Source organism: Bacillus sp. FJAT-26390, from assembly GCF_001682865.1.
In the GTDB taxonomy this organism is placed as follows: Bacteria; Bacillota; Bacilli; order Paenibacillales; family Paenibacillaceae; genus Pristimantibacillus.
Genome location: NZ_MAQX01000033.1, coordinates 108,190 through 121,683, shown reverse-complemented (window position 1 = coordinate 121,683; position 13,494 = coordinate 108,190). Strand labels below are relative to the sequence as shown.

The 13,494-nt window shown below is 46.7% G+C and carries 7 protein-coding genes and 1 riboswitch; of the genes, 6 read left to right on the top strand and 1 reads right to left on the bottom strand.

Features of this window, described 5'->3' with window-relative positions; genetic code table 11:
* Positions 1 to 94 precede the first annotated feature (94 nt).
* The 5 genes from metK (at position 95) to A7975_RS24820 (ending at position 10,723) form a co-directional block, all read left to right on the top strand.
* A complete protein-coding gene (gene metK / locus A7975_RS24840) occupies positions 95 to 1,309 on the top strand; it encodes a methionine adenosyltransferase (protein ID WP_053373806.1) in 1,215 nt (404 codons plus the stop codon).
* A gap of 171 nt (positions 1,310 to 1,480) precedes the next feature.
* On the top strand, positions 1,481 to 5,866 hold the full coding sequence (locus A7975_RS24835; protein ID WP_065386937.1) for an Ig-like domain-containing protein: 4,386 nt from the start codon (positions 1,481 to 1,483) through the stop codon (positions 5,864 to 5,866).
* Positions 5,867 to 6,043: 177 nt separating this feature from the next.
* Positions 6,044 to 8,752, top strand: a complete 2,709-nt coding sequence (locus A7975_RS24830; RefSeq protein WP_065386936.1) for a stalk domain-containing protein — start codon at positions 6,044 to 6,046, stop codon at positions 8,750 to 8,752.
* Positions 8,753 to 8,829: 77 nt separating this feature from the next.
* Positions 8,830 to 9,990 carry a sensor histidine kinase gene (locus A7975_RS24825; RefSeq protein WP_053373809.1) on the top strand — a complete coding sequence of 387 codons (1,161 nt, stop codon included), beginning with the start codon at positions 8,830 to 8,832 and terminating at the stop codon, positions 9,988 to 9,990.
* A gap of 4 nt (positions 9,991 to 9,994) precedes the next feature.
* Positions 9,995 to 10,723, top strand: a complete 729-nt coding sequence (locus A7975_RS24820) for a response regulator (RefSeq protein WP_053373810.1) — start codon at positions 9,995 to 9,997, stop codon at positions 10,721 to 10,723.
* Between the two features lie 153 nt (positions 10,724 to 10,876).
* Here A7975_RS24820 and A7975_RS24815 read toward each other — a convergent pair whose 3' ends face one another.
* A complete protein-coding gene (locus tag A7975_RS24815; protein WP_065386935.1) occupies positions 10,877 to 12,637 on the bottom strand; it encodes a SpaA isopeptide-forming pilin-related protein in 1,761 nt (586 codons plus the stop codon).
* A gap of 33 nt (positions 12,638 to 12,670) precedes the next feature.
* Positions 12,671 to 12,752: riboswitch (cyclic di-GMP riboswitch) on the bottom strand.
* 249 nt (positions 12,753 to 13,001) lie between these two features.
* Here A7975_RS24815 and A7975_RS24810 point away from each other — a divergent pair.
* The gene (locus A7975_RS24810; RefSeq protein ID WP_053373813.1) at positions 13,002 to 13,463 is read left to right on the top strand and encodes a hypothetical protein; all 462 of its coding nucleotides are present in this window, start codon (positions 13,002 to 13,004) and stop codon (positions 13,461 to 13,463) included.
* The last annotated feature ends 31 nt before the right edge of the window (positions 13,464 to 13,494 follow it).

The following is a 13,494-nucleotide window of genomic DNA, read 5'->3' as shown; positions in this document are numbered from 1 at the left end:
GTTGTCAAACAACCTTTTCCTCCGGGAAAAGGTTCATTTTTTGTGTAGAATGTTCGCACTTATTTCATATTGAGGTTGTAGGAGGTTGATATGGATGTCGGTTAAAGGACGCCACTTGTTCACATCGGAATCAGTAACTGAAGGCCATCCGGATAAGATTTGTGATCAAATATCCGATGCTGTCTTAGATGCATTCCTTGAAGCTGATCCACACGCGCGTGTCGCTTGTGAGGTTTCTGTCGCTACAGGTCTTGTTTTGGTAATTGGTGAAATTAGCAGCCGCGCGGATTATGTTGATATTTCAGCAATCGCGCGCCGTACTATTAAAGAAATTGGCTATACACGCGCCAAATATGGTTTTGACTCCAGCACATGTGCAGTATTGACATCGCTTAATGAGCAGTCGGCTGATATTGCGCAAGGCGTTAACGCTGCGCTTGAGACTCGTGATGGCAAGGACATGAAGCAAGAGAACGAAGATATCGGCGCTGGCGACCAAGGTCTTATGTTCGGTTTTGCTACGAACGAAACACCTGAGCTTATGCCGCTTCCAATCGCTCTGTCGCACCGTATTGCACGCCGCTTGTCTGAAGTTCGTAAGAACGAAACGCTTGCTTACCTTCGTCCTGACGGTAAAACGCAAGTTACAATCGAATATGCAGATGGCAAACCAGTCCGCGTTGATACGATTGTTGTTTCTACTCAGCATGCGGAAGAAATTACGCTTGAGCAAATCCAACAGGATATTCTTGAGCATGTTATCAAGCCAGTTGTTCCTGTTGAATGGCTTGATGCAGATACTAAATACTTCATCAACCCAACTGGCCGTTTCGTTATCGGCGGACCTCAAGGTGATGCAGGCTTGACGGGCCGTAAAATAATCGTTGATACGTATGGCGGCTACGCTCGTCATGGCGGCGGCGCATTCTCCGGCAAGGATCCTACAAAGGTTGACCGTTCAGCGGCTTATGCTGCTCGTTACGTAGCTAAGAACATCGTAGCTGCAGGACTTGCAGACAAATGCGAAATCCAATTGGCATACGCTATTGGTGTAGCTCAACCTGTATCGATCAACGTGGATACTTATGGAACAGGTAAAATTGGCGAAGATAAGCTCGTTGACCTTATCACTAGCAACTTTGACCTTCGTCCAGCTGGCATTATCAAAATGCTTGATCTACGTCGTCCAATTTACAGACAAACAGCTGCATACGGCCACTTCGGTCGTACGGATGTTGATCTTCCTTGGGAACGCGTTGACAAAGCTGAGAAGCTTAAAGCAGAGGCTGGCGTTCAAAGCGGAGTATAAGCAAATTTTAAAATAGATGAACCAAAAAGCTGACCTTGAAGTAGTTACACTACTCCGTGGTCAGCTTTTTTTGTTTGCCTTTCGACACAAAAAAGGAGTTTAACCTAAATTTTTCATGTCAACTAACCGACAAATACAGTACGAGTGTAATTTTTTGAGGAGTGAATTGAAATGAACCGAACCAGCAAGCTTTCTTCATTTATCGCCGTAATGCTGTTTCTCCAATTAAGCTTGGCAAGCTGGCCTCTTGGCACGCAGCAAGCGGCTGCAGCATCTACGGGTCCAGTCGTATTAAGCCTCAGCCCGGCTGATGATCTTATTAACGTATCGATTACGGCTGATTTGAAAATGACCTTTGATGAAAATGTGAGCAAAGGGTCTAATTCAACATCCATTTCCATTTACGATTATGCAACGAGCAACTTGGTGGAAAGGATTCCTTTATCGTCTAATCAAATCTCCATTGATGCATCTCAGAGAACGGTGACGATAGACCCGACATATCATTTCGCGCTAAATACAAATTATTATGTTTTGGTTGATGCCGGTGCCTTTGTTAACACTTCGAACAATGTCGGTTATGCGGGGATCAATAGCGCTAGCAGCTGGAATTTCCGAACGGTTGCTGAAGTGGATGTGACCAGGCCGTCGCATACAAAGCTAATTCCTAATGTTTCGCCTACGGCAATAACGACACCTATTATCATTACCTTCGATGAGGCGGTATATGTTGCAAGCGGCAGCATCCAAATCAACTCTACAGAGGATAATAGAACGATTGCAGTGACTTCGAATGCGGTTAGGGGCAGCGGGACGAACCAAATCATCATTCAGCCTCCAGCTGCACTGCAGCCAAACACGTCGTATTCCGTTACGATTCCCAGTACAGCCTTTCAGGATGCGGCGGGCAATCTTTATAATGGCACAACGTGGAGCTTTACAACGGACACTGCACCAGTGAATGTGGCAGCGCCTTTCGTTCCAGCAGACAATGCGACATCGGTGCCGATCACTGCAACGCTAAATATTACATTTGACAAAAATGTTCAAGCACGTGCAGATAAATATATTGAAATACGACGGATAAGCAATAACACAACCTTTGAACGCTTTAGCGCTCTGTCATCTCGAGTAACTGTTACTAGTAATCAAGTACAAATATCTCCAAGCTCAAATCTAGAGGCTAATACAGCTTATTATGTGTTAATTGATGCAGGTGCGTTCACCCAGCAGGACCCAAATGGCGATCAATGGTATCATGGGATTGCCGGCGCCTCCGTATGGAATTTCAGTACGGATCCTGGCAATGAAACGACCCCGCCTCTTGCAACAGCGGTCTTGCCGGCGGCGGGCGGAACGATCAGTGGCTTGAGCTCTCTCTTGCAAATTACGTTTAATGAGCCCGTTTTTCTAAGCAGCGGCGCAATTGAAATTAGAGATTCAACAACAGGAGCATTATTCCGTTCGATTCCAGTCACTTCGGAGCGAGTAACGGGTGGCGGAACATATCAGATTACGATTGATCCGAATAAAGCGATTAGTGGCGAGGCCGAGAAGGCATTCGTAAATAATACAAAATATTATGTTACAATCGGCAATCGCGCAATTCGCGATGCGGCAGGCAATTACTATGCAGGGCTTTCATCCTCGTCAGCTTGGTCCTTTACGGTTGCGCAGGATACAGTGAGGCCTACACTATCATTACTGAATCCGGTAAATAATGCGGTTTCGGTTGGGCTGAGTCAAGCCTTTACGGCTTCGTTCAACGAGCCTGTCAAAAAGGGCACAGGATCGATCATGTTTAATCCTGTAGGGGATAACACGCTGCAGCCTATTCCAGGGAATTTTTATATTGACGGCAATAATAATAGTTTATTAGTTATTACGCCATCACAGGCATTGAATGCCAAAACCGCCTACTATATAACGATTGATGCTAGTGCTGTAACCGATTTAGCTGGAAACAGCTTTGCAGGAATACTAAACGAGTATCAATGGACTTTTCATACGTTTGGTTCGGACACAACAGCGCCAACGATTAGCAAGCTAGAGTGGAGCGGATCAACGATCACTCTATCTTTTAACGAAGATTTAAATGTATATTCGGTCCCGTCAACGGGGAGTTTCTATGTGACGGTAAATGGAGCTCCGCGACCAGTGACTGGCGTTCAGGTAAGAGGAGAAGCTGTTTACCTAACACTCTCTAGCCCAATTGTTGCGGGACAACAAGTGAAGCTGTCATATTCTAAAGCAGCCGTAGGGCTTATTCAAGATACATCAGGCAATCAAGCAGCAAGCATTGCCAATCAGGATGTGCCTGGTGCAAAAGATGTCACAGCACCTACGGTAATAAGCGGTAACGCTTCAGGAAGCGCCATTACTTTATCTTTTAATAAAGAACTAATGCAAGTAAATAGTTACGCATATCTGCAATTCTCAGTTAACATCGGAGGCGTTAATTACAGTACGACTTCCATCTCAAGCAACGGAAACAATATTTTGCTTACGATTAATGGATCGATTCAAAGCTATCAAAACGTTTATGTGACTTATACGCCTGGCTCTAATCCAGTTAGGGATAAGGCTGGCAACTACTTGGGGGCTTTTAACAATTACAGTATTTACAGTGTGCCTGATACTGGTACGCCCACCCTTCAATATATTAGCGTTAACAGTAACATTGTCACATTGAAATACAATAAGAACTTGAACACACAGAGTGTACCAACAGTGGGACAGTTCAATGTATTGGTCGATAACATCGTACGTCCTGTACTACAAATCAATATTTCTGGTGATTCCGTGCTATTAATACTTTCATCAGCTATAACAACTGGACAAGTGGCATCCGTATCGTACTTGGCCTCGATGTCGTTGATAACAGACTTGGCAGGAAATGCTGCATCCTCCTTTACCAATGTTACGTCTGGAAGTGGAGGTAGCGGCGGAGGAGGGCAAAACGGCACCATTTATGGCGTTATTGCAAAAGGCTCTACAATAACCTTAACTTTCGCTGAGTCAATGAACAGCAGTTATGTGCCTGGCATTTCTCAGTTTCTAGTAAATTCGAATAACGCAGTACGATTAGTATCGCGAGTAGATTTGAGCGGATCATCGGTCATTTTAAGGCTAGCCTCCCCAGTTGGCATGGGAGAGACGGTGACGGTGAGCTACTATTCGAGCACTACCGGTCTTCGCACGAATAGCGGGACGACGATAAATAGCTTCACTAATCTAAATGCGGCCAATCAAACAACGATCTTGGATGGCTTATCAGGTGAGTATGAAGAATCTGATGGTGGAGGAATTGGCTTAAAAACGTCAGTAGCATCCACTGTAATGGACACTTCTCCAGCAGGCGTACAAGCAAATCGTTATGTAATATCGAGCGAGAAGCTGCTTACGGCATTTTCAACCGCTCGTACAGCCGGTATCGCAATACCTCGTGTCGCGTTTAAAGTGCCTTCCTCAGAACGTGCAGCGATTGTGTCTGTTCCAATAAGCACGCTGGATATGGCATCCCGCATCAATGCTAAATCCGTATTCGCTGTGCAATATGGCGATGCGACTTATGAGCTGCAATTAAATGCGACGGATTTTTCGAAAATAAATACTTTGCTTAATGGCAACAGTTCAATGGGGCAATTGCTGATCCGAATCGACCAAGGTTCATCAACGCTTACGGGAGATCTCAACTCAAAAATCAATAGCTCCAATGTCGGTATGCTAGCCGGCCCTTACCACTTCGACGTTACCGCTGTCAGCGGTTCCGTGCAGAAGCCATTGAATGATTTTAACAGCTATGTGTCGCGTACGATTCAGACTTACCAGTCCGTGGACACGAGCAAGGCGGCAGTCGTGTGGTTCGACCCTACGACAGGCGGGCTTTCCTATGTGCCGACTGAGCTTACGACAAGCTCAGGCAAGACGACAGCAACGTTCAAGCGGAAGGGCAATAGCTCATATGCGCTTGTGACTAACTCAGCGAGCTTCTCGGATTTAGCCAATCACTGGGCAGCGGCCAATATTCATACATTGTCGCGGAAATTCATCGTAGAGGGCCGGACTGCATCTAAGTTTGAGCCGAATAAAGCGATTACGCGCGGTGAATTTGCCACATACATCGCCAAAGGTCTAGGGCTAAGCAGCGACAAGACGGCAGCGGCCAGATTTAAGGATGTCAATACGAATACGACAATGGGAGCTTATATTGGCGCCGCATCGGCAGCAGGAATTGTGGCTGGCAATACCGATGGCACCTTTAAGCCTAACAATCCTATTACGCGTCAGGAAATGGCCGTGATGATGATTAGAGCCGCTAGTGTAGCAGGTCTAACGGTTCAGCTGCCTCAATCGGCTTCCTCCTACCTCCAGAAGTACACGGATCGCGGGAAAGTTGGCGCATGGGCGCAGTCTGACGTAGCAAAATCGATTTATATCGGTGTCATTAGCGGTAAAACGGCGGCGACATTGAGTCCGCAAACCAATGCAACGCGCGCGGAAGGATCCGTTATGATCCTGCGCTTGCTGCAAAAGGTGAAATTTTTGACTCCGTAATAAGCAATTAATATGGCTCGGTCCGTGCATCAAATGTGCGGTCTGAGCCTTTTTTATTACATAGGCGATATCTATCAGTCTAGAGAATACGATAGTACTCTTTTATCGGACGTAACTTTTCTACTACTCTTGTAGTCTATAACTATTAGATTAATGGATGGGAGAGTTGCTAATCTAATGGGTAAGGTTAAGAAAATCATCGGACGGCAGACAGAAAGCTTGGGGAAGCGCGTCATTATCGTTGTGTTAGGTGGAGCGTTGCTAGTACAGCCAGTAGCGTCACTTTTGCCTGGAAGCTGGCAAACGGCACTTGTGGAGCCCACAGAGGCGGCTGCTAGCAATACTGTTCTTAAGCTGTCACAACAATCATATGTTACAGCGGGAGCCAAGCGGCTTGACTACGTATACACGGCGACGCGCGGCAGCTCGAAGGTACAAACCGATGTTCATGTCATAGAAGTCGATCTAACGAATCCCTACGTATCCTTAAATGCGATGAGCGGGAGAAATAATAGCATTGGTCAAGTCAACACGATTCTTAATATGACAAAAGAAAACGGAGCGGTAGCTGCAATCAATGCTGACGTCTTCGTAATGGGCAATGAAGGCGCGCCTCTTGGAGGGCAAGTCTCGAGCGGCATGTTCATGTCGAGCCCAGCTAAGCTAAAGGGGATGCATGCATTCTCGATATCGAAGGATCGCAAGCCAATGATCGATAATTATACCTTCGACGGCTTAGTGACGGCTGCAGATGGGTCTAGCTTCCCGCTTGAGGGATTGAACCAATCGGCCTATGTTCCGGAAACGACAGGCACGAACTTTAGCCACGTCAATAAGATGTATATTTATACTAGTGCCTGGGGCGGGGCGGAACGGCCCAAAAATTCAGGCTCCACACCTACGGAGGTATTGGTTCGCAACGGCATTATCGAGGAAATTTCCATTGATAAAGCAATAGCCGGACAAGCGCCAGCCGATGGATACATCCTTCGTACGCACGGCCTAGCAGCTACATACGTAAAAGAGCATTTGCAGATCGGACAATCGATTACAGCCGACTACTCGCTTGTGTCACAGACAACGGGAGCGAAGGTAGATCCTGCGTCCTTCGAGATGATGGCAGGCGGTCATACGCTTCTGGTTAATGCCGGCGCTGCTGCTGCGTTCTCTCGTGATATTACGGGGGTTAGCGGTTCCTCTTATACCTCGCGGACTGGTGTCGGCTACTCACAGGACGGAACGAAAGTCTATCTCATTACGAGTGAGCGATATGGCAGCAATACGGGTGTGAGCTTGAAGGAGCTTCAGCAGATTATGGTGCAGCTAGGCGTTTATAAAGGCGTCAATCTCGATGGCGGCGGTTCAACGACGATGATCGAGCGTCCGCTTGGCAATAGTGCGCTGCAGCTTGCTCATTCTACGCAATACGGCACAACGCAGCGGAGCGTGGCTAACGGAATAGGCGTATTCACAACAGCGCCAAAAGGAACGCTTAAAGGTATTTCTGTAAGTGGATCTAAAGTCATGCTAATAGGGCAGAAGTCTTCCTATTCATTGAAGGGTTATGATACGTATTACAATCCATATGATGTAGATAATGGAACAGCAGTATGGAGCTCTGAGAAAGCGATCGGAACTTTCCAAGGCAATGAGTTTACGGCGACAAAAGCAGGGAAAACGACGCTCAGCGTGAAGTCGGGCGGAATATCGACAAAACAGGATATTGAAGTCATTGGCCAAGACCAAATTGCCTCGCTATCCATTGATACGGCAGTGGGCGTATTGGCTAAGGGAGCAACCATTTCCGTTCCGCTTACGATGAAGCTCAAAAACGGCAATACCTATAAGCTAAGCGGCGACTCCGTAAAATGGGAATTTGTTGGCTTCACAGCCGCGCAAAAAGGAGATAGCCTAACGGTTCAATCGGTTAATGCAGGAACGACTGTAGGATACGCAATTGCCCGTTATGACGGTTATCCGGCTATGATTCCATTTACGCAAGGAGAATCGGTCAGCACCTTCGAGGACTTTGAGAAATCGACCTATCCGATTACTTCACAGGTGACACCTGCTGAAACGGCTGGCAGCGTAAACCTAGTGTCTGATTTGCCGGGCCAAACGTCCGCGAAGGCGTTAAAGCTGGATTATGATTTTACGAATGGAACAGGTACGAAAGCATCTTATGCAGTGTTTAATTCGACAGGCCGTGCAATCGAAGGCTCGCCAATCTCAATGACCGTAGACCTATACGGAGATAACAGCCTGAACTGGGTACGTGCGGAGTTTATTGATGCGGACGGAAAAGCGCATCTTCTGGATCTTGCCAAGCAGCTGGACTTCAGCGGCTGGAAAAATGTGAAGCTGAACCTATCGTCGGCTGGAATGAAATTCCCGGTTAAGCTCAAACGCATCTACGTCGTTACGATTGCCGAGGGACAGGATGAGCGGGCAGCATCTGGTTCAATTGGACTAGATAACATGAAGCTGCAATATCCGCCGTCCGTAACGGTTGATTCAAAAACGAAAGTAGAGATGATCGTAGGCAAGACTGCTGCTACGGTTAATGGTAAAGCGATCAAGCTGGATTCGGCGCCAATCGTGCTGAATGGAGTCACTTATGTACCGGTTCGGTTCGTTTCGGACGCAATGGGATCCAAGCTGCTTTTTGATGGTAAAACGGGGCAAGTTACGGTGCTGCGCGGCAATAAGCTGATGGAAATGACGCTTGGGAAAAAAGATCTAATTTTAAACGGCGTGCGTCAAACCTCAGAAGTAACTCCGATCGTTCGAAACGACCGTACGCTAATTCCGGTTCGTCTATTCTCGGAGAAGCTGGGATTAAAAGTGGGCTATGACGGCAAAGCCAAAAAGATTACCATCGATTAACGATGGACGAAATAGCTATATTCTGTGTTATGATAGAATAGATAAACCTTTAAGTAGAGAAAGGTTGCCGATCTATCGTGGACCACCTAACCGTCGATATAAATCGAGTTATTAAGAATGCAATCGAAGTGATGGAAGACAGCAAATATCAGATTTATGAAATATGTGAATCGGCGCGCACGGAGCTTGAGTCGCTGGAGCAGGAGCTTGAGATCGTTCTTCAGGAAACGGTGAAGACGATCGATAAGGTCGATCAGTTGGAGCTGGACTACCGTCGTGCGCGTATACGGTTAACAGAAGTAAGCCGGGATTTTGTACGCTACAAGGAAGACGACATTAAGTCAGCGTATGAGAAGGCTACTCAAATTCAATTGGATTTGATGGTGTATCGCGAGAAAGAGTCTTACTTGAAGGCACGTCGGGATGATTTGCAAAAACGCGTCCGCAATGTGGAAAATTCGATTGAGCGAGCTGAAACGATTGCTTCGCAAATAAATGTTGTGCTTGAGTATTTAGCGGGTGACCTGAACCAGGTTACTCGAATCATTGAATCCGCCAAAACAAGGCAGCTGCTAGGCTTAAAAATCATATTGGCGCAAGAGGAAGAACGAAAGCGGATCGCGAGAGAAATCCATGACGGTCCGGCACAATCGCTCGCCAATATCGTTCTTCGAACAGAAATTGCAGAACGAATGCTTATCAAGCAGGAATTTGTGATGGTACAGGAAGAATTAGTAGATTTGAAAGGACAGGTCCGTTCCGGCCTAGAAGAAATTCGCAAAATTATTTTTAATTTGCGTCCGATGGCGCTGGATGATTTGGGACTTGTGCCGACTCTTCGCAAATTCACGCAGGATTTTGAAGAGAAAACGAAAATACATACCGTATTCGAGCTAATCGGTAAAGAAGCTCGGATGCCCTCTGCAATGGAAGCGGCTATTTACCGCTTGGTTCAGGAAGCCTTTACCAACGCTTTGAAGCATGCGAGTGCTACTCATGTTTTGCTCGAAATTAACTATCAGCCACAACAGATTTCTATCGTTATTCAGGACAACGGCGTTGGTTTTCATAGCGAACTAATTGAGCAGGATGCTAGCCAAAACGCACACTTTGGATTGGTGGGGATGAGAGAACGTATTGAGCTGATAGAGGGAAGGATGGATATAGACTCAAATCCCGGTAGAGGGACGAAAATTATGATAGACATACCTACGACTGCCGAATCTAGAAAGGAGTAAGATGATGATCCAGAAACCTGCAAGCAGTGCAAATACAATCAAAATTTTACTTGCGGATGACCACCAGCTATTTCGTGAAGGACTTAAACGGATTCTGAATATGGAAGACGATCTTGAAGTCATTGGCGAATGCGGCGACGGCATTCAAGTGATGGAGTTCTGTAATCACACGATTCCTGAAATCGTTTTGATGGATATTAATATGCCAATCGAGAACGGTGTCGTTACGACAGAGCGTTTGAAAAGCTTGTTTCCCGATGTTAAGGTAATCATTCTATCTATCCATGACGATGAGAGCTATGTATTTGAAACGCTTCGCAAAGGGGCTACAGGCTACCTGCTTAAGGATATGGAAGCGGAATCGTTAATTAATGCCATCCGCTCTGTCGTTCAAGGACATGCCTACATTCATCCTAAAGTTACTGGCAAGCTGATTAACCAGCTTCGTCGCATGACTTATTTGGACGAGATGGGAATCGTATCGGGAGCAGCTGCTGCACAAGAGCCGGGAGTGAAGTTCGTTGCAGGCGACGAGAGCCCTCTAACGCGCCGCGAGGCAGAGGTACTGAGACTTATGGCTGAAGGCAAGAGCAATAAGCTAATTGGTGAATTTCTATTTATCAGTGAGAAAACAGTTAAAAACCACGTCAGCAGCATTTTGCAAAAGATGGAAGTTGATGACCGGACGCAAGCTGTTATTCAATCGATCAAATATGGCTGGGTTACGCTTTAAATTTCAAATCATTAAAAATCCCGTATCGGATGATGCGGGATTTTTTGTATGCTTAGCTCCCGTTAGGTGTGAGCTGCGAAAAAAACTCCGAAGCTGCCTTTTAGGCTGCTCCGGAGATGAAAATACAATTATCAGATGGTTTGATCCTACCGGTTATCTTCCTTGCCGTTTCTTGCGAAGCGATAGGAAGCCGGCTGAAAGGGCAAAGGCGCCAATGAGATAATACGGGATAGGACTGGAATCGCCCGTTTTTGGAAGCGTATCAAGCGGAACTTGATCCTCGGCTACATCGATAACGGTATCTGTAGGCGGCTCGCCATTTTCGTTATCATCGATTCCTCCGATTGGCGGCTCCTCATCCACGATCTCAACGATTGTAGTAACCTCGGGTGATGATGTAGGAGTAGGTGCAGTCGAGACAACAGGTGTTGAGGTTGGCGTACTCGTAGGTGTTGGCGTCGTTGAGTTAGGCGTATTCTGAGGCGTAGTCACCGGTGTAGGTTCTGATGATGGCGGTGTAGTAGGCGTAGTCACCGGTGTAGGTTCTGATGATGGCGGTATAGTAGGCGTAGTCTCCGGTGTAGGCGATGCTGACGGCGGTATCGTAGGTGTAGTCTCCGGTGTAGGCGATGCTGACGGCGGTATCGTAGGCGTAGTCTCCGGCGTAGGCGATGCTGACGGCGGTATAGTAGGCGTAGTCTCCGGTGTAGGCGATGCTGACGGCGGTATAGTAGGCGTAGTCTCCGGTGTAGGTGATGCAGTTGGCGGTAAAGTAGGCGTCACATCAGGTGTCGGTGATGCTGTAGGTGTTGCAGTAGGCGTTGGTGTCGGTGTCGTTGAAGGCGTAGGCGTAACGCATAATTCACCTGTGCTTGCGAGTAACAGTTGTTTACTGGTGCTCCAATACACCGTTAAGGTATTAGCGATAGGATTGCTATCTGCTACTGTATTTGTTGAAAACGAAACGGTAGCTTTTGATGGAATACTTCCTGCTCCCGTCTGGTTAGAGCCTTCTATCTTCCATGAATACGGGACATCAATATTGCTTTCGTTCGTTACTTTCCAGCTTCTAGTTTCATTCGGGTTAACGGAGCATGCCGATTCAATTTTTAACTTTGGTGTATTGATGACAACTTTTAACTGGGTAGAGTCGGTCGTAACCGCAATTTGCTCGTTCACCGCCAAATCGGTTGTGAAGCCGTCCAGTGTCAATTCCTTCAACACGTAATTGCCGATCGGCAGGTTATTAAACGAAAGGGTGCCGTCACTGCCCGTAACTCCGCTTTTGAAAAGCTGGTTATTTTTCCATAGCTCGAAAGTGATGCCCGCATGAGGAGCGCCTTCTACGTTGTTTAACAGCTTATTGATGACGATATTGCCCGTACAGCTGTTTTGCAGCTTTAGATTCCAGGCTAAAATTTTGTCGCCATGGGCGCCAGTGCCTAGCACTTTGAGCAAATCGCCGCTGTAAATGTCCAATTGATAAGGAAGGCATTTCGGAATCGTAATCGTAATGGTGTACGTGCCAGCTTTATCAAAGGCAATGGACTGCCCATCAAAATAGGTCTGCTTATTGTAAGGAATCGTCAAATCGCCTGGCCCTGGAGCCCAGTCAGCAGGAGCCACATAGGAGGAAAAGCTGACTCTTACACAATCGATCTTTGTCTTAAAGGTAGCCGTTGCCGTGCCGTCGCCATTAACAACGATATTGGAATGGCTGGCAATAACGTTATTGCGGTCGTTCGAATAGTTCTGGCAGCTATTTTCGGTGTTAGGTACGGGTGTAGTAGCCCCGCCTCCGCTGCTCTGGCCACCACCGTTCTGTCCTTCAGCCATAACGAAGGAACCAAGCGCAAGCGAAAGGATTAATATAATGACCAAGCTCATAGTAAACTGCTTTTTCCAATAACGCATCGTTCACTCTCCTCTTAGAGTAGATAGTGGGTTCTAAGAGGGCCGGTTACACTATTGGCTCCATATAATCCAAGTGTCCATATGCAGATTATACTTCATCGCTTCCCTAGCTTTTACGATTGAACGAAGTCCACCTTCTCCCTGTAATCTATGCTTGAAAAACGTACTTATGCAAGGATGTAGTTCGATGATAACATATATAATAAATTGCTCAAGGGTGTTTCTTTGTCGTAATTTGACTATTATTTTCAGCATAAAACCGGGTATCTCTTGGACATGGCGCACATTTTGTCATCTTGTCCTCCGCTTGCGGAACCAGTGGGCGCTTCGTGGCATATAGTGTCACAAAGAGGAGGTGGCCGCTATGTTTGAGCTTCTACTTTTAGTGATTGGATGTTATGCTTTGGCTGCATTGTCGGTGCATCTGGCGTTTCGAATTCGGCGCAGAAGACAGCAATCCAGCAAGCATTATGTGTTTGTAGCGGACGTTCGGCAAAAAAATATGGAATGGCATATGCGTTCATTGTTTTCTTTCTCGAGAAGGATGGGCAAGGATGTCCGCCTGACCATTGTCGATCGTGGAGTGACGGATGAGACGCGTGCTATTGTCGAACGGTTGGCTAGAAGCGGCAATAAGGTTACGATACACTCCGGAGAAAATGTGCCGCAAACGGAAACCGAGGGTGGTAAGCGCTCACAAAAGGATGGAGTTGACGGCACACAGCTGCTATGGCTGCTGCAGGCAGAAGGAATTGTATCGCAGTCTGATCATGCGGTGCTGATTGATTTGCAAAATCCGTCGGATTTGTCGAAAATGCCATTTTAGTATATAATTTTCTGTAATTGAAAAACCGGAG

Coding starts and splice junctions, on each gene's coding strand:
- A7975_RS24815 (WP_065386935.1), bottom strand. CDS start 12,637: ATGCGTTATTGGAAAAAGCAGTTTACTATGAGCTTGGTCATTATATTA.
- A7975_RS24830 (WP_065386936.1), top strand. CDS start 6,044: ATGGGTAAGGTTAAGAAAATCATCGGACGGCAGACAGAAAGCTTGGGG.
- A7975_RS24835 (WP_065386937.1), top strand. CDS start 1,481: ATGAACCGAACCAGCAAGCTTTCTTCATTTATCGCCGTAATGCTGTTT.
- A7975_RS24810 (WP_053373813.1), top strand. CDS start 13,002: ATGTTTGAGCTTCTACTTTTAGTGATTGGATGTTATGCTTTGGCTGCA.
- metK (WP_053373806.1), top strand. CDS start 95: ATGTCGGTTAAAGGACGCCACTTGTTCACATCGGAATCAGTAACTGAA.
- A7975_RS24820 (WP_053373810.1), top strand. CDS start 9,995: ATGATCCAGAAACCTGCAAGCAGTGCAAATACAATCAAAATTTTACTT.